Source organism: Halorhodospira halophila (assembly GCF_016653405.1).
GTDB lineage: Bacteria > Pseudomonadota > Gammaproteobacteria > Nitrococcales > Halorhodospiraceae > Halorhodospira > Halorhodospira halophila_A.
The window spans coordinates 1-22623 of the sequence record NZ_NHSN01000015.1 but is presented as its reverse complement, the minus strand read 5'-3'; the positions used below and the strand labels follow the sequence as shown (position 1 = coordinate 22623).

The window sequence follows — 22623 nt, the reverse complement described above, 5'->3', positions numbered from 1 at the left end:
AGCCATGGAGCTCAAGCTCAGTAACGAAAAGGGCGAAGCGGCAGGCCAGCTCGAGGTCTCGGATCAGACCTTCGACGCGCCGTTCCGCGAATCGCTCGTCCACCAGGTGGTTACCGCCCACCTCGCCGGGGCGCGTGCCGGGACCAAGGCACAGAAGACGCGCAGCGAGGTCGCCGGCGGTGGCAAGAAGCCCTGGCGTCAGAAAGGCACGGGCAACGCGCGTGCCGGCACCATCCGCAGCCCGCTGTGGCGCGGCGGCGGCCAGACCTTCGCGGCTAAACCGCGGGACTTCTCGCAGAAGGTCAACCGCAAGATGTACCGGGGCGCCATGCGCTCGATCCTGTCCGAGCTGGCCCGCCAGGACCGCCTGGTGGTCGTCCAGCAGCTGACGGTCGACGCGCCCAAGACCCAGGCGCTCAAGGCGCGCCTGGACGGGCTCGGCGTGAGCGAGGGGTTGATCGTGGTCGACGAGATCGATACCAACCTCGCACTTGCCGCCCGTAACCTGCCGCGCCTGGGCGTGGTTGACGCCGCCGGCGTCGATCCGGCGAGCTTGGTCGGCGCCGAGCGGGTGGTGATCACCGAGTCCGCCATCCGCCGTGTCGAGGAGTGGCTGTCATGAACCAGGAAAGACTCTATACCGTGCTTCGTGGCCCGCACATCTCCGAGAAGAGCACGGTCATCGCCGACGGCGCCGGCCAGGTGGTCTTCCAGGTGGCGCCCGACGCCAACAAGAAGGAAATCAAGGCCGCCGTCGAAAAGCTGTTCGATGTGCAAGTCACCGGCGTGCGCACGGTCAACGCCAAGGGCAAGCGCAAGCGCTTCGGCATGATCCGTGGCCGCCGCCGGGATTGGAAGAAGGCATACGTCACCCTCGCCGAGGGACAGGACATCGACTTCCTCGGTGGGGAGTAAGGAGAGCCAGTCATGGCACTAGTCAAGAGCAAGCCGACGTCTCCGGGCCGGCGCTTCGTCGTCAAGACGAAAGACGCCCGGCTGCACCAGGGTGGGCCTTATGAGCCCCTGGTGGTGCAAAAGACCAAGTCCGGCGGGCGCAACAGCGACGGCCGCATCACCACGCGCCATCGTGGCGGTGGTCACAAGCAGCGCTACCGCCTGATTGACTTCAAGCGGAACAAAACCGGGGTGCCGGGCAAGGTCGAACGACTCGAGTACGACCCGAATCGTTCCGCGAATATCGCTCTGGTCCTTTATCAAGACGGCGAGAGAAGGTATATTATCGCGCCTCGTGGCGTTGAACCTGGCTCGCCGATCCAGAGCGGGCGCGACGCCGCCATCAAGCCGGGCAACGCCCTGCCGCTGCGCAACATCCCGGTCGGTACGCAGGTGCACTGCGTCGAGCTCAAGCCCGGTAAGGGGGCGCAGCTCGCCCGCTCAGCCGGTGCCAGCGTGCAGATCGTCGCCCGCGAAAGCGGTATGGCGACCCTGCGCCTTCGCTCAGGCGAGATGCGCCGCGTTCCCGCCGACTGCATGGCGACGGTGGGCGAGGTTGGCAACGCCGAGCACAGCCTGCGCAACCTCGGCAAGGCGGGCGCCAAGCGCCACCTGGGCGTGCGTCCGACCGTCCGTGGTGTCGCCATGAACCCGGTTGATCACCCGCACGGCGGCGGCGAGGGCCGCACCGCAGGCGGGCGTCACCCGGTCTCGCCGTGGGGTATGCCTACCAAGGGGCATAAGACCCGCAAGAACAAGCGCACCGATAAGTACATCGTGCGCCGACGGAAGCGTTGAGGGGTAAAGAATCGTGCCACGCTCGACCAAGAAAGGGCCGTTCATCGACCACCACCTGCTGAAGAAGGTGGAAGAGGCGAATGCCAACAACAGCAAGCGGCCGATCAAGACCTGGTCGCGTCGCTCGGTGGTGATGCCGGATATGGTCGGGCTCACCATCGCCATCCACAACGGGCGCCAGCATGTTCCCGTGCTGATCAACGAGAACATGGTTGGCCACAAGCTGGGCGAGTTTGCGGCGACGCGTACCTTCCGCGGCCACGCCGCGGACAAGAAGTCGAAGCGATAACGGGAGCGCGCCATGGAGACCCAAGCAAAACTGCGTTTCTCGCGTGTCTCGCCGCAAAAGGCCCGGCTTGTTGCCGATCAGATTCGCGGGCTGCCGGTGGACGACGCGCTGCGGACCCTCGAGTACAGCCCGCGCAAGGCCGCGGAGATCGTGCGTAAGGTGCTCGAGTCGGCGGTTGCGAACGCAGAGCACAATGATGGTGCCGACATCGACGAGCTGCGCGTAGCGCGGATCATGGTCGATGAGGGCCCGACGATGAAGCGAATTCAGCCGCGCGCCAAAGGGCGTGCCAACCGAATCCTCAAGCGGACCAGCCACATTACCGTGGCGGTCGCCGAGGACTGAAGCGGATCAAGCGAGAGAGGCCGGCATGGGAAACAAGACCCATCCCACGGGGTTTAGGCTGGGCGTCACCGAAGACTGGCGTTCCATGTGGTACGCCGATAGCGCGAACTTCGGCAAGTACCTCAACACCGACCTGGAGGTGCGGGAGTTCATTCGTGAGCGCCTGAAGAACGCCTCCGTGAGTCGCATCCAGATCGAGCGCCCGGCGAAGAACGCCCTGGTTACGATCCATACCGCCCGCCCGGGCATCGTGATCGGCAAGAAGGGTGAGGACATCGATCGGCTTCGCGGTGAGGTGGCGGCCCGGATGGGCGTGCCGGTGCACATCAATATCGAGGAGATCCGCAAGCCGGAAGCCGACGCCAACCTGGTGGCCGAGGGCATCGCCGGGCAGCTGGAGCGCCGCGTCATGTTCCGGCGGGCCCTCAAGCGGGCTGTCGGCAACGCCCAGCGCGTCGGCGCCCAGGGGATCAAGGTGCAGGTTTCGGGGCGGCTGAACGGCTCCGAGATCGCCCGGACCGAGTGGTATCGCGAGGGCCGCGTGCCGCTGCACACCCTCCGTGCGGACATCGACTACGGCTTTGCGGAGGCGATGACCACGTACGGCGTCATCGGTGTAAAGGTCTGGATCTTCAAGGGCGAGATCATCGACACCGACAACGAAGGGGCCCCTGCCGAGCGCGTCAAGCGCGCCGCGGCTGCCCAGGGCTGAGCGGACGGGAGCGCGTAAGCGATGTTACAGCCGAAACGGACCAAGTACCGCAAGAAGCAAAAGGGCCGCTGCTCGGGCCTCGCGACCCGCGGTGATCGCGTGAGCTTCGGCGAGTTCGGCCTCAAGGCAACCACTCGCGGACCCATCACCTCGCGGCAGATCGAGGCCGCGCGGCGTGCGATCAACCGCTACATCCGCCGGGGCGGCAAGATCTGGATCCGGGTCTTCCCGGATAAGCCGGTCACTGAAAAGCCGCTCGAGGTCCGGATGGGCAAGGGCAAGGGCAACGTGGATCACTGGTGCGAGCCGATCGCGCCCGGTCGCGTCCTCTATGAGATCGAGGGCGTGTCCGAGGAAGTCGCCCGCGAGGCCTTCCGGCGCGCGGCGGCGAAGCTGCCGGTGAAGACCACCTTCGTGAACCGGACGGTGATGTGATGAAGGCGAGCGAGCTGCGCGAAAAGAAAACCGAGGAACTCGAGAACGAGCTGCTCGAGCGCCGCAAGGAACAGTTCAATCTGCGGATGCAGAAGGCCAGCGGTCAGCTGGCCCGGACCGATCAGCTCGGCAAGGTGCGCCGCGACGTCGCGCGCATCAAGACCGTGCTCAACGAGCGTAAGCGTGCGGAGCGGCAGGCATGAGTGAAGAGAAAAACACCCGCACCGTGAACGGGCGCGTGGTCAGCAACAAGATGGACAAGACCCTCACCGTGCTGGTCGAGCGCCGCGTGAAGCACCCGCTGTACGGCAAGTTCATCCGGCGGTCGACCAAGCTCCACGCCCACGATGAGCAAAACGAGGGGCGCGAAGGCGACTGGGTCTCCATCCAGGAGTGCCGTCCGCTGTCGAAGAACAAGACCTGGCGGCTGGTGAAGGTGCTGGAGCGGGCCGCGAGCTAAGCGCGCGGAAGTGCCCCGCAAGGGGGCGAGCAAGAACAAGAGCGGGTGAAGCGTCATGATCCAGATGGAAAGCCTCCTCAAAGCGGCGGACAACAGCGGCGCCCGGCAGGTGCAGTGCATCAAGGTGCTGGGCGGCTCCAAGCGCCGCTATGCGGGGATTGGTGATATCGTCAAGGTCAGCGTCAAGGACGCGATCCCGCGGGGGCGCGTCAAAAAGGGCGAGGTCTACAACGCTGTAGTCGTCCGCAGCAAGCGAGGCGTGCGCCGGGCCGACGGGTCGAAGATCCGTTTTGACGGCAACGCGGCGGTGCTGCTGAACAACAATCTGCAGCCGATCGGCACGCGTGTCTTTGGCCCGGTGACCCGTGAGCTGCGCAACGAGCGCTTCATGCGGATCATTTCCCTGGCGCCCGAAGTACTGTAGGCGAGGTCATCATGCGCAAGATTCGTACGGGCGACGAGGTCATCGTCATCGCCGGAAAAGACAAGGGGCGTCGTGGCCGGGTGTCCCGGGTGATCCCCGACAAGGACCGCGTTGTCGTCGAGAACGTCAACATGGTCAAGCGGCACACGCGCGGGAACCCGATGCAGGGCACCACCGGCGGGATTATCGAGAAAGAGGCACCGATCCACATCTCGAATGTGGCGATCTACAACCCCGAGACGGAGCAGGCCGATCGCGTCGGCGTCCGCTGGGAGGGGGATCGCAAGGTGCGTTATTTCAAGTCCAACCAGCAGCTGATTGACGCCTGAGGGGGCTGGAATGGCGACGTTGCGAAAGCTTTATCAGGAAGAGGTCACTCCGGCCCTGCAGGAGCGATTCGGGTACCAGAACGTGATGCAGGTGCCCCAGCTGCAGAAGATCGTGATCAACATGGGGCTGGGTGAGGCCACCAAGGATAAGAAGATCCTGGAGGCCGCGCAGGAGGACCTGGCCAAGATCAGCGGGCAGAAGCCGATCGTCACGCGGGCGCGCAAGTCCGTGGCGGGCTTCAAGATCCGTGAGGGCTGGCCGATCGGCTGCAAGGTCACGCTGCGCCGCGAGCGGATGTACGAGTTCCTCGAGCGCTTCATCCACGTGGCGGCCCCGCGGGTCCGCGACTTCCGTGGGTTCTCGCCGCGGTCGTTTGACGGGCGCGGTAACTACAACCTCGGTATCCGGGAGCAGCTGATCTTCCCGGAGATCGACTACGACGAAATCGATCGGGTGCGCGGCATGGACATCACGGTGTCCACCACCGCTCGCACCGACGCGGAAGGGAAGGCCCTGCTCGAAGGGTTCGGCTTCCCCTTCCGGACCTAACGTCCAGAGGAGCAGCGCAGATGGCCAAGAACTCCATGGTTGAGCGCGACCGAAAGCGCCGCAAGCTGGCACAGAAGTACGCTGCCAAGCGCGAGCGGCTCAAGGCGATCATCGACAGCCCTGAGTCGAGCGTCGAGGAGCGCTTCGAAGCGCAGCTCAAGCTACAGCAGATCCCGCGCAACGCCAGCCCCGTGCGCCAGCGTAACCGCTGCGCCAAGTCGGGCCGGCCGCGGGGGTATTACCGCAAGTTCGGGCTGGCCCGCAATGAGCTGCGTCGGGCGGCCATGAACGGCGAGATCCCGGGCCTGACCCTCTCGAGCTGGTAAGGGGATAGACGATGAGCATGACCGATCCCATTGCCGACATGCTGACCCGGGTACGGAACGCGCACCACGCCGAGAAGGCGGACGTGCGTATGCCGTCCTCGAAGCTCAAGCGGGCGATTGCCGCCGTCCTCCAAGAGGAGGGCTACATCGAGGGTTACCGCGAGGTCGGGGAAGAGAAAAAGCCGGTCCTGGAGGTCACGCTCCGGTACCACGAGGGTCAGCCGGCAATCCGCGAAATCCAGCGTTACAGCCGGCCGGGTCTGCGGGTCTACCGCGGTCGTGACGAGCTGCCGCGCGTGCGCAACGGGCTGGGCACCGCCATTATCTCCACGTCCAAGGGCGTGATGAGCGATGGTCAGGCCCGCGCGCAGGGGCACGGCGGCGAGGTACTCTGCTGGGTCTTCTAGACAGGACGGGCAATCATGTCGAGAGTCGCAAAGGCACCCGTGGAGGTCCCCTCCGGCGTGGAGGTGACGCTCCAGGGTAACGACATTCAGGTCAAGGGCCCCAAGGGCCAGATGGCGTGGCGCTGCCACCGCCTGGTTTCTCTGAATCAGGAGGACGGCACGCTCACCTTCGAGCCCCGGCAGCAGAGCACCCGCGCGGTGGCGCTGACCGGTACGACGCGGGCCCTGGTGAGCAACATGGTGATCGGCGTCAGCGAGGGATTCGAGCGTCGCCTCGAACTCAAGGGCGTCGGGTACCGGGCGCAGGTCCAGGGCAACACCCTGCACCTCACGCTCGGGTTCTCGCACCCGGTGTACCACGAGATCCCCGAGGGCGTAACGATCGAGTGCCCCTCGCAGACGGAGGTCGTGGTCAAGGGCGCCGACAAGCAGCAGGTTGGCCAGGTGGCCGCCCAGATCCGAGGCTATCGCCCGCCGGAGCCCTACAAGGGCAAGGGTGTACGCTACGCCGACGAGCGGGTGGTCCTCAAAGAAGCCAAGAAGAAGTAGGCGGTGGGGACGAAGATGGACAAGAACACAGCACGCATGCGGCGCGCGCGCAAGAGCCGCGGGCGCATCCGCGACGCCGGTGCCTACCGGCTCTCGGTCCACCGCACGCCGCGCCATATCTACGCACAGGTGCAGCAGCCGGACGGCGCGAAGACCCTGGCGGCTGCTTCCACGGTGGAGCCCTCCCTGCGTCAGCGCAGCGAGGGGACCGGCAACGTGAGCGCCGCCCAAGAGGTGGGCCGGCTGATCGCCGAGCGCGCCAAGGCGGCCGGCGTCGAGCAGGTGGCATTCGATCGTGCCGGCTACCAGTACCACGGCCGCGTGCAGGCGCTGGCCGAGGCCGCGCGTGAAGCCGGACTGAAGTTTTAGGCTAGGGGCTAAGAAGCTATGGCGAACGGTGAACAAACCGGCGCGGACGGGCTCCGCGAAAAGCTGATCACGATCAACCGCGTGGCGAAGGTGGTCCAGGGCGGCCGCCAGTTCGGCTTCACGGCGCTGACCGTGGTCGGTGACGGCGAGGGGCGAGTCGGGTTCGGTTACGGCAAAGCCCGCGAGGTCCCCGCAGCGATCCAGAAGGCAATGGAGCGGGCGCGCGGCGGGATGCGCACCGTGCCGCTGGATGGCCCGACCCTGCGCTACCCGGTGACCCACTTCCACGGGTCGAGCAAGGTCTTCATGAAGCCGGCCTCGCCGGGTACCGGCATTATCGCCGGCGGCGCCATGCGCGCGGTCTTCGAGGTGCTCGGCGTGCAGGACGTGCTGGCCAAGTCGGTCGGCTCGCGCAACCCGATCAACGTGGTGCGCGCCACGGTCGACGGGCTGGCCTCGATGGACTCCCCCGAGGCAGTCGCTGCCCGGCGGGGCAAGAGTGTCGAAGAGATTACGGGCTGATCATGGCTAACCAGAAGAAGCTCCAGGTAACGCTGCGGCGCAGCGTCCACGGCCGGCTGCAGAAGCACCGCCAGTGCGTGCGCGGCCTCGGCCTGCGCCGGATGCACCAGACCGTCCTGGTCGACGACACCCCGGAGAATCGCGGAATGATCCGGAAGGTGTCCTATATGCTGGAAGTTCAGGAGGCGTAAATGCGGCTCAATCAACTGTCGCCGAGCCCGGGCAGCCGGCCGGAGGCCAAGCGCGCCGGACGCGGTGCGGGCAGCGGCCTGGGCAAGACGGCCGGTCGCGGTCACAAGGGTCAGCACAGCCGCAGTGGCGGCTTCCACAAGGTCGGCTTCGAAGGCGGCCAGATGCCGCTGCAGCGCCGGGTGCCGAAGTACGGCTTCTCCTCGCAGAAAAGCCTGCGTACCGCGGAGGTTCGCCTCCACGAGATCGCCCGCGTCGACGGTGATACGGTGGACCTTTCGGCGCTGCACAAGGCCGGCGTCGTGCGCAAGAACATGCGCTACGTCAAGGTTATCGCCTCGGGCACCATCGACCGCGCAGTGACCGTGCGTGGCGTCAAGGTGACCCAGGGCGCCCGCAAGGCGATCGAGGCGGCCGGCGGCCAAGTCGTCGAGGAGGGTTAAGTTGGGACGTCCAGGTGGTGCCGCAGGGGCCCTCGGTGGGATGGGACGTCTCACCGAGGTTCGTCAGCGTCTGCTTTTCGTACTGCTCGCGCTGATCATCTACCGCATCGGTACCCACATCACGATCCCGGGTATCGATCCGGCGGCGCTCGAGCAGATGGTCGAGCAGCAGCGCGGCACCATCCTGGAGATGTTCAACATGTTCGCCGGCGGGGCGTTGGAGCGACTCTCCATCTTCGCCCTCGGCGTCATGCCCTATATCTCGGCGGCGATCATCATGCAGCTGCTCACGGCGGTGGTGCCGTCGCTCGAGCGGCTGAAGAAGGAGGGGGAGGCCGGCCGGCGCAAGATCACGCAGTACACGCGCTACGGCACGCTCGGGCTGGCCACCTTCCAGGGCATCGGCATCAGTATCGCGCTGCAGGGGCAGGGTGTGGCCGCCATGCCCGGGCCGGCGTTTGTATTTATCTCCACGGTGACCCTGGCCACCGGCGTGATCTTCTTGATGTGGCTTGGTGAGCAGATCACCGAGCGGGGCATCGGCAACGGTATCTCGATCATCATCTTCGCCGGCATCGTCGCCGGCCTGCCCGGCGCGCTGGGTGGCACGCTCGAACTGCAGCGTACCGGCGAGCTGGGTACCGCGACGATCCTGCTGCTGCTGATCATGGCCGCGGCGGTGACCGCGTTCATTGTCTTCATCGAGCGGGGGCAGCGGCGGATCACCGTGCAGTACGCCAAGCGCCAGCAAGGGCGCAAGATGTACGCCGCGCAGCAGAGCCACCTGCCGCTGAAGCTGAACATGGCGGGCGTGATCCCGCCGATCTTCGCCTCGAGCATCATTCTCTTCCCGGCCACGGTCGGGCAGTGGTTCGGCGATGCCGAGGGGCTGGGCTTTATCGGCGACATCGCCGCGACGCTCTCGCCGGGGCAGCCGATCTATGTGGCGCTTTACGCCGCGGCGATCATCTTCTTCTGCTTCTTCTACACGGCGCTGGTGTTCAACTCGCGGGACACCGCCGACAACCTGAAGAAGTCGGGGGCGTTCATCCCCGGGATCCGTCCCGGCGAGCAGACCTCCCGGTACATCGATCAGGTGCAGAGCCGGCTCACTTTCGTCGGTGCGCTCTACATCACCGCCGTCTGCCTGATGCCGGAGTTCCTGATCCTGTACTGGAACGTGCCGTTCTACTTCGGCGGCACCTCGCTGCTGATCAGCGTCATCGTGGTCATGGACTTCATGGCGCAGCTGCAGTCGCACCTGGTCTCGCACCAGTACGAGCCGCTGATGAAGAAGGCCAACCTCAAGGGGCACACCCGGCCTGGCGGCGGGATGCTGCGCTGAATCGATAAAACTGGCTGCGGGGTGGCATCCGGGCGCGCGGACTGGTATCCTTTCGCGCCTTTGGGTCGCCCGTGAGCGGCCGCGCTCGGAGTATTGGAGAGACGACCATGAAAGTCAGGGCATCGGTCAAGCGGATTTGCCGCAACTGCAAGATCGTGAAGCGGCGCGGGACCGTGCGGGTCATCTGCACGGAGGCGCGGCACAAGCAACGCCAGGGCTGAATCCGGACCGGCGAGCACCGGCGGATCGACCCGGCACCCAACAAGCGCGAATCACGGGAGAGTTGGCCCCATGGCCCGAATCGCAGGAATCAACATACCGACACACAAGCACGCGTGGGTCGCGCTGACCTCGATCTACGGGATCGGCCGCACGCGTGCCCTGAGCATCTGTGAAGCGGCCGGCGTGCCGCATGACCGGCGCGTCCGCGATCTCAATGACGCCGAGGTCGAGGCGCTGCGGCAGGAAGTCGGCAACTACGTTATCGAGGGCGATCTGCGCCGCTCGGTGGCGATGGACATCAAGCGCCTGATGGACCTCGGCTGCTACCGGGGCATGCGGCACCGCCGCGGCCTGCCGGTGCGTGGGCAGCAGACGCAGACCAACGCGCGTACGCGCAAGGGTCCGCGTCGGGGCCCCGCCAGCCGCTGATCGGGTAGGCAACATTCAACGCGTGGGCCGGATCGGCACCGCGTTCGGAGCGAACACGGGAACAGAGACCTATGGCGAAGGCATCCAGCCGCGGTGGCGGCAAGAAGAAAGTCAAGCGCACAGTCAGTGATGGTGTCGCGCACATCAACGCGACCTTCAACAACACGCTGATCACCATCACCGACCGGCAGGGCAACGCGTTGTCCTGGGCGAGCGCCGGCGGCAGCGGCTTCAAGGGGTCGCGCAAGAGCACGCCCTTCGCTGCCCAGGTGGCGTCGGAGACCGCCGCGCGTGCCGCGCAGGATTACGGTCTCAAGAACCTGGAGGTTCGCGTCAAGGGGCCTGGCCCCGGGCGCGAGTCCGCCGTGCGTGCGCTCAACGCGGTCGGGTACCGGATCACCAACATTTCCGACGTTTCGCCCATCCCGCACAACGGTTGCCGGCCGCCCAAGAAGCGGCGGGTCTGAGGAGGAAGCGCTCGCCATGGCGAAGTATATTGGTCCCAAGTGCAAACTGGCGCGCCGCGAGAAAACCGACCTGTTCCTGAAGAGCGGCGTCCGGTCCATCGACACCAAGTGCAAGCTCGAGCAGCCCCCGGGGCAGCACGGGCAGCGCCGCGGCGGCCGCATGTCCGACTACGGCCTTCAGCTGCGTGAGAAGCAGAAGGTCCGTCGCATGTACGGCATCATGGAGCGGCAGTTCCGCAACTACTACAAGGAAGCCGCCCGCCGTAAGGACGCCACCGGCACCGCGCTGCTGCAGCTGCTCGAGAGCCGCCTGGACAACGTCTGCTACCGGATGGGTTTTGGCAGCACCCGCGCGGAGGCGCGGCAGCTGGTCAATCACCGCGGCATCCTGGTCAACGGCCGGGTGGTTAACATCCCGTCGTACCAGGTCAAGCCGGGCGACACCGTCTCCGTCAAGGAGAAGGCCAAGAGCCAGCTGCGCATTCAGGCCGCCCTCGAGCTGGCGCAGCAGAACGGCTGGGCGCCCTGGGTCGACGTCGACGCCACCAAGATGGAAGGCGTCTTCAAGCAGGCCCCGGACCGCGCCGATCTGTCTCAGGAAATCAACGAATCGCTGATCGTCGAGCTGTACTCGAAGTAACAGCCGCAACTGCAAGGTGTCGTCCATGAAGGGGTACCTGAAGGACTTTCTCAAGCCGCGCTCGGTCGAGATCGAGCCGCTCTCGGACAACCGTGCCAAGGTCGTCCTGGAGCCGCTGGAGCGGGGCTTTGGCCATACGCTGGGCAACGCCCTGCGGCGGCTGCTGCTCTCGTCGATGCCCGGGACCGCGGTCACCGAGGTGGAGATCGAGGGCGTCCAGCACGAGTACACGGCGGTCGAGGGCATCCACGAAGACACCGTGGATATCCTGCTCAACCTCAAGGATCTCGCCGTGCGGCTCAACGAGCGCGACTCGGTGACGCTCAGCGTCGAGAAGCAGGGGCCAGGCGCCGTGACGGCGGCGGACATCGCCACCGACCACGACGTGGAGATCAAGAACCCGGATCTTCACATCGCTACGATCACGCACGAGCAGCCGTTCAAGGCGTCGCTGAAGATCGAGCGGGGGCGTGGCTACCTGCCGGTCACCGCGCGCGAAGAAGAGGACACCCGCACCATCGGCCACCTGGCCCTGGATGCGAGCTTCAGCCCGGTGCGCCGCGTCTCGTACGCGGTCGAGAGTGCGCGTGTCGAGCAGCGTACCGACCTCGACAAGCTGGTCCTCGATGTCGAGACCAACGGCGTGGTCACGCCCGAGGAGGCGGTCAAGTTCGCCGCCAGCCTGCTGCGTGATCAGCTTTCGGTCTTCATCGACCTCGAAGGCGGGCTGCTGGAGGCCGGCGAAGAGCAGGAGGAGCCGGAGATCGATCCCGTCCTGCTGCGCCCGATCGACGACCTGGAGCTCACCGTCCGCTCGGCCAACTGCCTCAAGGCGGAGAGCATCCACTACGTCGGCGACCTGGTCCAGCGCACCGAGGTTGAGCTGCTCAAGACGCCGAACCTCGGCAAGAAGTCGCTCAACGAGATCAAGGACACCTTGGCCGAGCACGGGCTGTCGCTGGGCATGCAACTCGATAACTGGCCGCCGCCGTCCCTCGGGGACCGCGCCCGTATCGCCGGCTAAACTGTCAAAGGATCAACGTCATGCGCCATCGTAAAGCCGGACGTCACCTCAACCGTGACAACTCGCACCGCAAGGCGATGTTCAAGAACCTCGCCGCCGCGCTCTTCCGCGAGGAAGAGATCCGCACCACCGTGCCCAAGGCGAAGGAGCTGCGGCGTGTCGCCGAGCCGCTGATCACCCTGGCCAAGGAAGACACCACGGCGAACCGCCGTCTGGCCTTTGCACGGCTGCGCGACAAGGAGATGGTCACCAAGCTCTTCGAGGAGCTGGGGCCGCACTTCAAGGAGCGCCCGGGCGGCTACATGCGCATCCTGCGCTGTGGCTTCCGCAAGGGCGACGGCGCGCCGATGGCCCTCGTCCAACTCGTCGACCGGGAAGAGGCGATCGCCGCCCGGCGTGAGTCGGAAGAGGACGCCGAGGAAACGGCCGAGGCGTAACGCCTTGCGCACCGGGGTGAACCAGCGTGCTCGCCCCGGTGCCGTCTTCCTGTTCACGGATTACACCCACCTCGGGCCCTATGTGGGCCACCTCCATGCACGGCTGCGCCAGGCCTTCGACTCGGCCCCCGAGGTCGTTGACCTGATGCACGACGCTCCGGCTTTCCGCCCGGACTGTGCCGCCTACCTGCTTGCCGCCAACCTCAAGTACCTGCCACCGGACGCGGTGGTGCTAGCCGTGGTCGACCCCGGTGTCGGCACGGAGCGCGGCGGGCTGGCCCTGCGCGCCGACGGACGCTGGCTGATCGGTCCGGACAACGGGCTGTTCGCTGTCGCGGCGCGCGACTTCGCGGATGTCCAAGCGTACTGCCTGCCGCCGCCACCGCCGGGCACCCCGGCGACGTTCCACGGCCGCGACGTTTTCGCCGATGCCGCCGCCGAGGTGGCGGTTACGGACCGGCCGCCGCGTGGGTCGGAGGCGGTGGAGACCTGGGTCGGCCACAGGTGGCCGCGGGACTGGGACGCCCTGATCTACACCGACGGCTTCGGTAATCTGATCAGTGGCCGGCGTGGCGAGACCGCGCCGGACCAGGCGGAGCTCGTTGTCGGCGGCGAGCGCCTGGCGCGGGCGGCGAAGTTCGCTGACGTCCCCGCAGGCACGGCGTTCTGGTACGTCAACGCGCTGGGCCTGGTCGAAGTGGCGGTGAACAGCGGCTCCGCGGCGCAGCGCCTGGCCCAGGGGCCCGGGGCGGTGCTGGACTGGCGGGCGCGCGGCTAGCCTCTGCTACAATCGGCCCCCCGGCCCGGGTCGGCAGGCAGGGCCCGGCGGGCATTACAACGGATCGAGGAGAGAGCCATGAAGACACCCGTGCGAGTCGCGGTGACCGGGGCGGCCGGCCAGATCGGCTACAGCCTGCTCTTTCGCATCGCCGCCGGCGAGATGCTCGGCAAGGATCAGCCGGTGATCCTCCAGCTGCTTGAGATCCCGCAGGCCCAAGAGGCGCTGCAGGGCACCGTGATGGAGCTCGAGGACTGCGCCTTCCCGCTGGTCGCCGGCATCGTCGCCACCGACAGCGCCGAGGAGGCCTTTCGCGAGGCCGACTACGTCCTGCTCGTCGGCGCCAAGCCCCGCGGCCCCGGCATGGAGCGCAAGGATCTGCTCGAGGCCAACGCGGCGATCTTCTCGGCCCAGGGTCAGGCGCTGAACGCCGTGGCCAAGCGCGACGTGAAGGTCCTCGCGGTGGGCAACCCGGCCAACACCAACGCGCTGATCACCCAGCGCAACGCGCCGGATCTTGACCCGCGCAACTTCACGGCCATGACCCGCCTCGACCACAACCGCGCGCTGGCGCAGCTCGCCAACAAGGTTGGCTGCCATTCCACGGAGATCCACGGCCTGGCCGTGTGGGGCAACCACTCGGCGACGCAGTACCCGGATATCAGCCACTGCACCATCCAGGGGACTCCGGCCGGCGAGCAGGTTGATCACGCCTGGGTGAAGGACACGTTCATCCCCACCGTGCAGCAGCGCGGCGCGGCGATCATCAAGGCTCGCGGGGCCTCCAGCGCCGCCTCCGCTGCCAGTGCCGCCATCGACCACATGCGCGAGTGGGCGCTGGGCACGCCCGAGGGCGAGTGGACGAGCATGGCCGTGCCCTCCGATGGCAGTTACGGCATCGAGCCCGGGCTCATCTACTCCTTCCCGGTGACCTGTCGGAGCGGGGACTACGAGATCGTGCAGGGGCTGTCCGTGGACGAGTTCAGCCGCGCACGCATGGACGACACCGCCGCCGAGCTCGCCGAGGAGCGCGACGCGGTGGCGCATCTGCTGCCCTGAGCGGAAGCGGACGGCAACGCCCGGGGAGGGCCGCCATGGAACGCAACCAGGAGACTTGGCAGGTCGCCGTGATGCCCGGCGACGGGATTGGCCCGGAGGTCATGGCCGCCACCCGCCACGCCCTGGAGGCCCTCCCCGGGCCCCGGTTGGCGCTGACCGAGCTGGGCTGGCCCGCCCACGCCTGGCACCGCGCTCACGGTGAGATGATGCCCGCCGACTGGCGCGAGCAACTGGTCGGCTACGACGCATTGCTCCTCGGCGCCCTCGGGGACCCCGGGCCTGCCGACGATCCGGGGCGCTACCTGCTGCCCGATGGCGTCTCGCTGGCGCCGCTGCTGCAGCTGCGCAAGGGGCTCGATCTTTGGGCCTGTGAGCGCCCGGCGGTGCCCATGGCCGGCGCCCCCATGCCCCTGTCCGACCCGCGCGCCCTGCACACCGATCTGCTCGTCATCCGCGAGAACAGCGAAGGCGAATACGTCGACCAGGGCGGCCGGCTGGCCGCCGGCACCCCCCGCGAGACCGCCACCCAGCTCGAGGTCTTCACCCGCGCCGGTACCGAGCGCATCATCCGCCACGCCTTCGAGCGGGCCACCCGGCGGGCCGAGGAGCGCCGTCAGGGGCTGCGCGCGCCGCGCTATGCGGCCGGTGACGGCGGTGCGGACGCCGCCGTTTGCGTGGTCACCAAACGCAACGCCGTGCAATACGCCGGCGAGCTCTGGAGCGAGGTCTTCGCCGAGGTCGCCGCCGACTACCCGGAGATCGCCACCCACCACGAGCTCATCGACGCCTGCTGCATGAAGTTCGTCAGCCAGCCGTGGCAGTTCGACGTGGTCGTGGCCAGCAACCTCCACGGCGACATCCTCACCGACCTAGCCGCAGTGCTCGCCGGCGGCATGGGCGTTGCCCCCTCGGCCAACCTCAACCCCGCCGACCGCAGCGTGCCGCCGCTCTTCGAGCCCACCCACGGCAGCGCCCCGGACATCGCCGGTGGCGACCGCGCCCACCCGGCGGCCATGCTGCTGACCGCCGCCGCTATGCTGGAATGGATGGGTGAGGTCGATCCGCAGGCTGCCCGTGCCGCCGTGCAGCTCCACCGCGCCGTGGCCGACGACATCGCCGAGCACGGCATGAGCGGGCGCGGCTGCGCCGACGTCGGCCGCGCCGTGGCGCAACGCATCCGGACGGCCGGAGCGCCGTCCGCGTAGACGGAGGCTGAGTCCATGCGACTGCACTTCCACGGGGCCACCCGCGAGGTGACCGGTTCCTGCATGCTGCTCGAGGTCGGTGACCACCGCGTGCTCATCGACTGCGGCCTGATCCAGGGCGGGGGCAAGCAGGAGGCACGCAACCGAGCGCCGTTCCCCTTCGATCCGGGCAGCCTCGACGCCGTGATCCTCACCCACGCCCATCTGGATCACAGCGGTCGCCTGCCGCTGCTACGAGCCGCCGGCTACCAGGGGCCAATCCACACCCACAGCGCCGGGGCCGCGCTGGTGGACATCCTCCTGCGCGACGCCGCCTTCCTCGCCGAGCGCGACGCCGCCATCGAGAACAAGAAACGCCGCCGCCGCCACGACGAGCCGGTGGAGCCCACCTACACCGTGGCGGATGCCGAGCAGGCCATCGACGCCCTGGTCGGCCACGCCTACGACGAACCGTGGCAGCCGGTGCCCGGCGTCACCGTGCGCCTGCGCGATGCCGGGCACATCCTCGGCTCGGCCATCGTCGAGATGTGGCTCGAGGCCGGCGGCGAGCGCCGCAAGGTGGTCTTCTCCGGCGACCTCGGCCATGCCGGCGCGCCGATCCTCCGCGACCCGGCACAGGTCGGCGACGCCGACCTGCTGGTCATGGAGAGCACCTACGGCGACCGGGACCACCGCTCCTGGGAGGAGACCTGGGCCGAACTCGGCGAGATCATCCGCAATGCCCGCGCCTCCCGCGGCAACATCCTGGCGCCGGCGTTTGCCGTCGGGCGCACCCAGGAGCTGCTCTACATCCTCGCCCGGCACTACGAGGAGTGGGAACTGGGCGACTGGAGCGTCTTCCTCGATAGCCCCATGGCCATCGAGGCCACCAAGGTCTACGCCCGCTTCCCGGAGCTCTACGACGCCGAGACCGCCGCCTTCTACGCCGAGCCGGAGAACCACCGCTTCCAGTTGCCCAACCTGCGCCTGACCCCGCAGGCCGAAGACTCCATGGCCATCAACCGGGTCCAGTCCGGGGCGCTGATCATCGCCGGCTCAGGGATGTGCAACGGCGGGCGCATCCGCCACCACTTCAAGCACAACCTGTGGCGGCGCAACTGCAACGTGATCATGGTCGGCTTCCAGGCCCAGGGCACGCCCGGGCGCGCGCTGGTCGACGGCGCCAGGGAGTTGACCTTGTGGGGCGAACCGGTGCGCGTCGGCGCCACCGTGCACACCGTCGGCGGGCTTTCCGCCCACGCCGGGCGCTCGGAGCTGATCGCCTGGGCCGAGCACTTCGCCAATGGGCCGCGGGTGGCCCTGGTTCACGGCGAGTCCGGCGCCATGGACAGCCTCGCCGAGGCCCTGCGCAGCCGCGACTTTGGCGTCGAGACTCCCGAAGAGGGCGCGCATATCGACCTGCTTCAGCTGCCGGGGCGCAGCGCGGAACCGCCCGCGGCGTACTAATTTGGTCCACAGGGGGCCGTCGCTGCGGCGGCCCTGCAGTCAACGGCCGGGAACGGCCGAGCGGAGGACACGCACCATGAGCGACGCGCACAAGACCGGAGCTATCTCCCCGCTGCTCAAGCAGTCCAGCGAGGTTGTCGCCGAACGCGGCGAGGGTGCCTACATCATCGGCACCGACGGGCGCCGCTACCTCGATTTCACCTCGGGCATCGGCGTCACCGCCACCGGACACTGCCACCCCAAGGTGGTCGAAGCGGCCCAGCGCCAGGCCGCCACCCTGGTCCACGGCCAGTACGCCATCGTCCGCCACCCGCCTATGGTCCGTCTTGCCGAGCGCCTGGGCGAGATCATGCCCGGCGCGATCGACCGTATCTTCTTCTCCAATGCTGGCACCGAGGCGTGCGAGACCGCCCTGCGCCTGGCCCGCCAGGCCACCGGCCGGCCCAACATCATCGTCTTCCAGGGCGGCTTCCATGGACGTACCATGGGCTCGCTTTCGATGACCTCCTCGAGCGTGGGCCTGCGCGCCGGCGTGCAGCCGATGATGGGCGGCACCGTGTTCGCGCCGTTCCCGAATGCCCGGCGCTACGGCTGGGACGACGAGGAGACCGCCGAGTTCTGCCTGCGTGAGCTCGACCACATCCTGGCCACGCAGTCGAGCCCGGCGGAGTCGGCGGCCTTCTTCGTCGAGCCCATCCAGGGCGAGGCCGGCTACATCCCGGCCGGGCGGACCTTCATGCAGGGGCTGCGTGAGCGGGCCGATCGCCACGGTATGCTGCTCATCGCCGATGAGGTGCAGAGCGGCTACGGGCGCAGCGGGGCCTTCTGGGCCCACAGCCACTTCGACGTGGAGCCCGACGTGGTGGTCACGGCCAAGGGGCTGGCCAGTGGCTTCCCGCTCTCGGCCGTGGCCGCGCCGGAAGCGATCATGGAGCGCGGCTGGCCGGCCTCCCAGGGCGGCACCTACGGCGGCAACGCGGTCGCCTGCGCCGCCGCGCTGGCGACGCTGGAGGTCATCGAGGAAGAGGGCTTGGTGGAGAACGCCCGCGACCAGGGTGCGCATCTGCGCCGCCGGCTCGACGCCCTGTGTGCCGAGGAGCCGGCCATCGCCCACGTCCAGGGCATGGGCCTGATGCACGGCACCGAGCTGGTGGACGAGCAGGGGCGCCCGGATGGTGATCGCGCCGCGCGGGTACTCAAGGCCATGGAAGAGCGTGACGTGCTGATGATCCGCTGCGGGCCGCAGGGGCAGATCGTGCGCTGGCTGCCGCCGCTGATCGTCACCCGCGAGGAGGTCGACCGGGCGGTGGACACCTTTGCGGAGGCGCTGCGCGCCACGGCCTGAGCCGGTGCGATGGCGATACCCGAACCGATTTCCTGGAGGTGAGCGGAGTCATGGATCTCTCTTCGATCCGCAACGCGTACCGGCGCTACGCGCGGTACTACGACGGCTTTTTCGGGCGCATCTTCGCGCCGGGGCGCAAGTTCACGATGCAGTATCTCAACGCCGAGCCGGACCGGCGCATCCTCGAGGTGGGGGTCGGGACGGGGATCTCGCTGCCGGAGTACCGGCGGGATGTCTCCATCGTCGGCGTCGATGTCAGCCCGGATATGCTCGATATCGCCCATCGCCGGGTGGCAGAGCAGGGGCTGGAGCACGTGGAGTCGCTCCACGAGATGGATGCCGAGGCGCTGGATTTCCCGGACGATTCGTTCGATGTGGTGGTGGCGATGTACGTCGCCTCGGTAGTGCCGAACCCGGATCGATTGGTGGATGAGTGCCGTCGGGTCTGCCGGCCCGGGGGCGAGATCTTCATCATCAATCACTTCGCCTCGCAGCATCCGGTGGTTCGTGGGTTCGAGAAGACGATTCGGCCGTTGTCGAAGCTGCTCGGGTTCCGCACGGACATGGAGCTGGATGATCTGCCGCAGCGCCCGGGCTTTGAGTGCCTCGGGGTGCATCCGGCGTACTTCTTCGGGTACTGGAAGCTGGTCCATTACCGCAATGGTTCGTCGGCGGAGTCGGCGCCGGTGGAGGAGCCGGAGGAGGAGCTGGCGACCGCCAGTTGAGCTACGGCCGCTACCCGGTCAGGAGGTCCCGGTCGGGAGGCCGGTCCGCGGTGGCGGCCGAAGATCGCGCCCCGCCTTTCGGCGGGGTTTAGGACGCCGTGAACAGGTCGCGATAGATCCGTTCCACGGCGGCGGCCTCGTCATCGGTTAGTTGCGCGAACTCCCTGGTGCGGGCTCGTTTGGAGAGCTGTCCCTCGTTCTGCTGAAGAAAGCGGAAAAGCAGATCCAGCGTCGTATCCGGCATGTCCACGATCTGTTCTGCGCGACGGCAGAAGGAATCGTACCGGCGCAGGAAACGCGCCTCTTCCGGCAGGTCGCGCTCGATGGTGCGATGCACGCAGCGGTAGAGAAACTCTGCGTGAGGGGTTGCATCGAAGAAGCGGTAAAAGTCCGCGGTATCGTTGAGCACCTCGACGTTGCCACCCTCTGTCGGCTGCCAGTCAACCACCGGGAGCAAGCGCCGAGAGTAGTCTTCCAGGACGTGCCGGTAACGGTCGATCTCTTCGAGCATGACGGCCGAAACAGGAAACACCACCCCCGGCGGATTGAAACCGCGCTCGGCGAGCATATGGTGGATCAGGTAGCGATGGATCCGCCCATTGCCGTCCTCAAACGGATGCGCGTAGATAAAGCCGAAGGCGAGCACGGCCGCAGCAATCACCGGGTCAAGCGCGCTGGCCGCTTCTTGATCGAATGCGATCATGCCGGAGACCAGATCGGGCAAGTCCTCCGGCCGCGCGCTGATGTGCTCGGGCAGCGGGCGTAAGCCGGGATGCTCTCGAGTGCCGACGAAACCGCCCTCAGTGCGTAGACCGAGTTTCACGAACCGGGCATCGCCGATGACAAGGGACTGGAGGCGAAGCAGCTCCTCGATATCGATCGGGTGTCGCCCGGCCTCCCCGATGGCCCGGCCCCAGCGCTGGATACGATCCTGCGGCGGTTTCTCGCCTTCGATGGCGTAGCTCGAGCGCGAGTCCTTCAGGAGCAGGAAGGCCGCCGTGCGCGAGAGGATATGCTGGGGCACCTCATCCAGTACCTTGCGAGCCCGCAGGGCCAGGTCGCGATCGACCATCTCGCGGAGTGTATCCGTGTGGAAAACGAGAGGGCAGAACGACGGGGTCCCCGGGAGATTGTTGCGCACACGATGACGCTTCGACACCTTACCCGTGCCCGCCCACTGCAGGGTGGGATCCACTGCGGGGACGTAGTTCCCGCGCGTGGCTTCGCTCAGCGGCAATCGGCTCCCGAGCAGCCACTCGTAAAGGAACCAGACCCTTCGTGCATATGACCCCGTCGGCTTGGAGCGGACCCATCCCGCGATTGGCTCCGGACCGACCGTTTGGAAGAGTCGCTTCAGCACAGCGAGATCGAGACCTTCGTGCTTAAGCGCGAAGGTCAGGTGGCTTTCAAGGGTCGCGGGCGGGCGGTGGCGCGGTGTCAGCAGTTCCCAGCCGCCCTCGCTGTAGACCCTGTGGCGCTCGGCGGCAGCTCGAAGCTTTCGCGGCCACGGGACCTGCAGGTCGTATGCATCGATCAGCGCGGCATAGCCTACTGGCGTAGCACGCTCAGGAAGCCGTAGCCCACGAAAGATGGTTACAGCCCCTGAAAAGCGTTGTTCTGAGCGTTTTTCCATGAAGAACGATTATGAGATCGGTCCACTCCGTGGGCAAGCGCGATACGCCGGAGTGTCCTCTGTGGGGTGGCAAAACTTGGGTGGTTGTTCCCCGGTCAGGTGGCTGTTCCCCGGTCGGGATGCCGGTCCGCGGTGGCGGCCGAAGATCGCGCCCCGCCGGTCGGCTGGGTCCCCTGCGCGCCTCGATCCGGCGAGGCCGCTCGCAATGCGCGGCTGCGCCGCGCTGACGCTCGCTGAGCAGCGCGAACCAAGAGAGGTTCGCGCTGCCCCCTCGCCGGCTCTGCGGTGCTCGGCGCGCTCTAAAGGCCGCCACCGGGGAGCGGCCAACCGGCGTCAGGGGGCGACCTTCGAACGCCACAGGGGGACCGGCCAACCGACCTCAGCAGCCCAAGGGCATGCCCCGACGCGCCATGGTCGACGCGCACCCGCTCGCGCTATGCTTGCAACATGGCCACTTACTGGCGCGTACAGCAGACGCAGAGCGAGAAATTCCCGTACCGGATCACCCTGGAGAGCGATCACGACGGGATCATCCTCGCCCTGCGCGCCAAGGATCGCTGGCCGGGCCCGCAGGGGCACGTCTTCTGCCTGCGTGAGCAGGACCCGCCGGAGGAGACCCCCGAGGAGCTCGAGCACGTCCCCGTGGTTTCGCTCAATCGCTTCGGCAAGAAGCTCGCGCTGGTGCTCGACCGGCAGAAGCGCCGGCGCTGCGACTTCCTGTTCCTGACCAAGCCGTACAAGAACAAGCCCGGGCACTACGAACAGATCTTCTTCCGCACCCAGGGCGCCGTCCGGGCCCACAAGACCCGCGGCCGAACCCAGCTCTTCGGCGATTATCCGATCACCGCCCTGATCGACCGCGCCGAGCGTTACCCGTGGCGCTTTCCGGGTGCCGAAACGCGACGCGAGAGCCTCCCGGCCGGCGACTACGCGCTGGAGAGTGACGGGCAGATCCAGGCCGTGGTCGAGCGCAAGACCTTCGACAACCTCCTGACCGACTTCGGCCAGATCCAGATCCTTCACCAGCAGCTGGCGGAACTGGCGACCTATCCCCATCCCGCACTGGTGGTCGAAGCCACCTACGGCGACTTCCTCGACCCGCAGCGGGTCGCCCCCTGGTCAGCCGCCCACACAGCCCGGGTCGTGGCCGAGATCCAGGCCCTGCACCCAAAACTGCCCGTGGTCTTCGCGGGCAACCGCAAACAGGCCAACGAGTGGTGCCACGGCCTCTTCCGAGCCGTCGCCACACGGCTGGCGGACCCGGCACCGCCCGCGGTCGCCGAAGCCTACGGCCGCTACCAAAGCGGTGCCGGCGGGCGCGGCGGCTGGGCCCTGGCGGTGCGCCGCGAAGTCCTCCATGAAATGCCCGAGCGCTTCACCATGGCCATGCTGCGCCAGCGCTTCCCGGACCGCCAGCCGCAGCAATTGCGCACCATCCTCCACCGCCTCCGCGAAGAAGGCCGCCTTCAGCGGGAGGGCCAAGGCCGCGCGACCGAGTGGGTGCGGGTCGAGCCGTAAGCGACGACGCTCAAGCAGTTGGCTGCACGGGAGTGTCTTTGATCAGTCGAATGCGGCAACCACGGGGGAAGGATCGGGTGGCGGGGGGGCGGAGACGGCCTTTAGAGCGCGCCGAGCACCGCAGAGCCGGCGAGGGGGCAGCGCGAACCTTTCCCGGTTCGCGCTGCTCAGCGAGCGTCAGCGCGGCGCAGCCGCGCATTGCGAGCGGCCTCGCCGGATCGAGGCGCGCAGGGGACCCCGCTGACAAGC

Annotated in this window: 34 protein-coding genes; 33 read left to right on the top strand and 1 reads right to left on the bottom strand. The window is 67.5% G+C overall.

The annotated features are described in order from the left end of the window. Positions 1-4: 4 nt before the first annotated feature. From rplD to CCR79_RS04360, 32 genes are all read left to right on the top strand, one after another. Positions 5-622: a 50S ribosomal protein L4 gene (gene rplD / locus CCR79_RS04515; RefSeq protein ID WP_201169235.1), complete on the top strand. Its 618-nt coding sequence runs from the start codon at positions 5-7 to the stop codon at positions 620-622. Next, positions 619-915 carry a 50S ribosomal protein L23 gene (gene rplW / locus CCR79_RS04510; RefSeq protein WP_011813655.1) on the top strand — a complete coding sequence of 99 codons (297 nt, stop codon included), beginning with the start codon at positions 619-621 and terminating at the stop codon, positions 913-915. The genes rplD and rplW overlap by 4 nt, the downstream gene beginning before the upstream one ends. A gap of 12 nt (positions 916-927) precedes the next feature. After that, on the top strand, positions 928-1752 hold the full coding sequence (rplB, locus tag CCR79_RS04505; RefSeq protein ID WP_201169233.1) for a 50S ribosomal protein L2: 825 nt from the start codon (positions 928-930) through the stop codon (positions 1750-1752). Positions 1753-1765: 13 nt separating this feature from the next. Next, positions 1766-2041 carry a 30S ribosomal protein S19 gene (gene rpsS / locus CCR79_RS04500; protein WP_201169231.1) on the top strand — a complete coding sequence of 92 codons (276 nt, stop codon included), beginning with the start codon at positions 1766-1768 and terminating at the stop codon, positions 2039-2041. A 12-nt stretch (positions 2042-2053) separates the two neighbouring features. Further along, positions 2054-2386: a 50S ribosomal protein L22 gene (gene rplV, locus CCR79_RS04495; protein WP_201169229.1), complete on the top strand. Its 333-nt coding sequence runs from the start codon at positions 2054-2056 to the stop codon at positions 2384-2386. A gap of 25 nt (positions 2387-2411) precedes the next feature. Beyond that, positions 2412-3098, top strand: coding sequence for a 30S ribosomal protein S3 (gene rpsC / locus CCR79_RS04490; protein WP_201169217.1), 687 nt, complete (start codon positions 2412-2414; stop codon positions 3096-3098). Between the two features lie 21 nt (positions 3099-3119). Next, positions 3120-3533, top strand: coding sequence for a 50S ribosomal protein L16 (gene rplP, locus CCR79_RS04485; protein ID WP_201169213.1), 414 nt, complete (start codon positions 3120-3122; stop codon positions 3531-3533). Next, complete coding sequence (gene rpmC / locus CCR79_RS04480) at positions 3533-3736, top strand: 50S ribosomal protein L29 (protein ID WP_011813649.1); 204 nt, start codon at positions 3533-3535, stop codon at positions 3734-3736. The genes rplP and rpmC overlap by 1 nt, the downstream gene beginning before the upstream one ends. Beyond that, on the top strand, positions 3733-3993 hold the full coding sequence (gene rpsQ / locus CCR79_RS04475) for a 30S ribosomal protein S17 (RefSeq protein ID WP_201169211.1): 261 nt from the start codon (positions 3733-3735) through the stop codon (positions 3991-3993). The genes rpmC and rpsQ overlap by 4 nt, the downstream gene beginning before the upstream one ends. Before the next feature lie 55 nt (positions 3994-4048). Further along, positions 4049-4417, top strand: a complete 369-nt coding sequence (rplN, locus tag CCR79_RS04470) for a 50S ribosomal protein L14 (RefSeq protein WP_201169208.1) — start codon at positions 4049-4051, stop codon at positions 4415-4417. Positions 4418-4428: 11 nt separating this feature from the next. Then, a complete protein-coding gene (gene rplX / locus CCR79_RS04465) occupies positions 4429-4746 on the top strand; it encodes a 50S ribosomal protein L24 (RefSeq protein ID WP_201169206.1) in 318 nt (105 codons plus the stop codon). 10 nt (positions 4747-4756) lie between these two features. Then, positions 4757-5296: a 50S ribosomal protein L5 gene (rplE, locus tag CCR79_RS04460; RefSeq protein ID WP_201169204.1), complete on the top strand. Its 540-nt coding sequence runs from the start codon at positions 4757-4759 to the stop codon at positions 5294-5296. A gap of 20 nt (positions 5297-5316) precedes the next feature. Beyond that, positions 5317-5622, top strand: a complete 306-nt coding sequence (rpsN, locus tag CCR79_RS04455) for a 30S ribosomal protein S14 (protein WP_201169201.1) — start codon at positions 5317-5319, stop codon at positions 5620-5622. 11 nt (positions 5623-5633) lie between these two features. Further along, complete coding sequence (gene rpsH, locus CCR79_RS04450; protein WP_011813643.1) at positions 5634-6029, top strand: 30S ribosomal protein S8; 396 nt, start codon at positions 5634-5636, stop codon at positions 6027-6029. A gap of 15 nt (positions 6030-6044) precedes the next feature. Then, positions 6045-6578: a 50S ribosomal protein L6 gene (rplF, locus tag CCR79_RS04445; protein WP_201169199.1), complete on the top strand. Its 534-nt coding sequence runs from the start codon at positions 6045-6047 to the stop codon at positions 6576-6578. A 15-nt stretch (positions 6579-6593) separates the two neighbouring features. Continuing rightward, a complete protein-coding gene (rplR, locus tag CCR79_RS04440) occupies positions 6594-6947 on the top strand; it encodes a 50S ribosomal protein L18 (protein WP_201169196.1) in 354 nt (117 codons plus the stop codon). Positions 6948-6965: 18 nt separating this feature from the next. Next, positions 6966-7469 carry a 30S ribosomal protein S5 gene (rpsE, locus tag CCR79_RS04435; RefSeq protein ID WP_011813640.1) on the top strand — a complete coding sequence of 168 codons (504 nt, stop codon included), beginning with the start codon at positions 6966-6968 and terminating at the stop codon, positions 7467-7469. Positions 7470-7471: 2 nt separating this feature from the next. After that, the gene (gene rpmD, locus CCR79_RS04430; RefSeq protein ID WP_011813639.1) at positions 7472-7660 is read left to right on the top strand and encodes a 50S ribosomal protein L30; all 189 of its coding nucleotides are present in this window, start codon (positions 7472-7474) and stop codon (positions 7658-7660) included. Then, a complete protein-coding gene (rplO, locus tag CCR79_RS04425) occupies positions 7661-8101 on the top strand; it encodes a 50S ribosomal protein L15 (protein WP_201169193.1) in 441 nt (146 codons plus the stop codon). A gap of 40 nt (positions 8102-8141) precedes the next feature. Then, a complete protein-coding gene (gene secY / locus CCR79_RS04420; RefSeq protein WP_201169190.1) occupies positions 8142-9446 on the top strand; it encodes a preprotein translocase subunit SecY in 1305 nt (434 codons plus the stop codon). Positions 9447-9553: 107 nt separating this feature from the next. After that, complete coding sequence (gene rpmJ, locus CCR79_RS04415; RefSeq protein WP_201169187.1) at positions 9554-9667, top strand: 50S ribosomal protein L36; 114 nt, start codon at positions 9554-9556, stop codon at positions 9665-9667. A gap of 70 nt (positions 9668-9737) precedes the next feature. Beyond that, positions 9738-10097, top strand: a complete 360-nt coding sequence (gene rpsM, locus CCR79_RS04410) for a 30S ribosomal protein S13 (protein ID WP_201169184.1) — start codon at positions 9738-9740, stop codon at positions 10095-10097. 71 nt (positions 10098-10168) lie between these two features. Beyond that, positions 10169-10564, top strand: coding sequence for a 30S ribosomal protein S11 (gene rpsK, locus CCR79_RS04405; protein ID WP_201169181.1), 396 nt, complete (start codon positions 10169-10171; stop codon positions 10562-10564). A 16-nt stretch (positions 10565-10580) separates the two neighbouring features. Continuing rightward, positions 10581-11204 (top strand): 30S ribosomal protein S4, encoded by a 624-nt coding sequence (rpsD, locus tag CCR79_RS04400; RefSeq protein ID WP_201169178.1) that lies wholly within the window; start codon positions 10581-10583, stop codon positions 11202-11204. Between the two features lie 25 nt (positions 11205-11229). Beyond that, positions 11230-12228, top strand: a complete 999-nt coding sequence (locus tag CCR79_RS04395; RefSeq protein WP_201169176.1) for a DNA-directed RNA polymerase subunit alpha — start codon at positions 11230-11232, stop codon at positions 12226-12228. A gap of 20 nt (positions 12229-12248) precedes the next feature. Continuing rightward, positions 12249-12665, top strand: coding sequence for a 50S ribosomal protein L17 (rplQ, locus tag CCR79_RS04390; protein ID WP_201169174.1), 417 nt, complete (start codon positions 12249-12251; stop codon positions 12663-12665). A 16-nt stretch (positions 12666-12681) separates the two neighbouring features. After that, complete coding sequence (locus tag CCR79_RS04385; protein WP_201169172.1) at positions 12682-13443, top strand: SAM-dependent chlorinase/fluorinase; 762 nt, start codon at positions 12682-12684, stop codon at positions 13441-13443. Between the two features lie 78 nt (positions 13444-13521). After that, entirely contained in the window at positions 13522-14502 is a 981-nt protein-coding gene (locus tag CCR79_RS04380; RefSeq protein WP_201169170.1) for a malate dehydrogenase, read from the top strand. A gap of 35 nt (positions 14503-14537) precedes the next feature. After that, positions 14538-15707, top strand: coding sequence for an isocitrate/isopropylmalate dehydrogenase family protein (locus tag CCR79_RS04375; protein ID WP_201169168.1), 1170 nt, complete (start codon positions 14538-14540; stop codon positions 15705-15707). A 15-nt stretch (positions 15708-15722) separates the two neighbouring features. Beyond that, positions 15723-17153: an MBL fold metallo-hydrolase RNA specificity domain-containing protein gene (locus CCR79_RS04370; protein ID WP_201169165.1), complete on the top strand. Its 1431-nt coding sequence runs from the start codon at positions 15723-15725 to the stop codon at positions 17151-17153. Between the two features lie 76 nt (positions 17154-17229). After that, on the top strand, positions 17230-18498 hold the full coding sequence (locus tag CCR79_RS04365) for an aspartate aminotransferase family protein (protein ID WP_201169162.1): 1269 nt from the start codon (positions 17230-17232) through the stop codon (positions 18496-18498). Positions 18499-18548: 50 nt separating this feature from the next. Continuing rightward, on the top strand, positions 18549-19223 hold the full coding sequence (locus CCR79_RS04360) for a class I SAM-dependent methyltransferase (protein ID WP_201169159.1): 675 nt from the start codon (positions 18549-18551) through the stop codon (positions 19221-19223). 88 nt (positions 19224-19311) lie between these two features. On the opposite strand, the gene CCR79_RS04355 is transcribed toward CCR79_RS04360, so the two are convergent. Next, the gene (locus CCR79_RS04355) at positions 19312-20856 is read right to left on the bottom strand and encodes a Fic family protein (protein ID WP_201169156.1); all 1545 of its coding nucleotides are present in this window, start codon (positions 20854-20856) and stop codon (positions 19312-19314) included. Between the two features lie 447 nt (positions 20857-21303). On the opposite strand from CCR79_RS04355, the gene CCR79_RS04350 reads away from it, so the two are divergent. Next, entirely contained in the window at positions 21304-22374 is a 1071-nt protein-coding gene (locus CCR79_RS04350) for an ERCC4 domain-containing protein (protein WP_201169153.1), read from the top strand. The last annotated feature ends 249 nt before the right edge of the window (positions 22375-22623 follow it).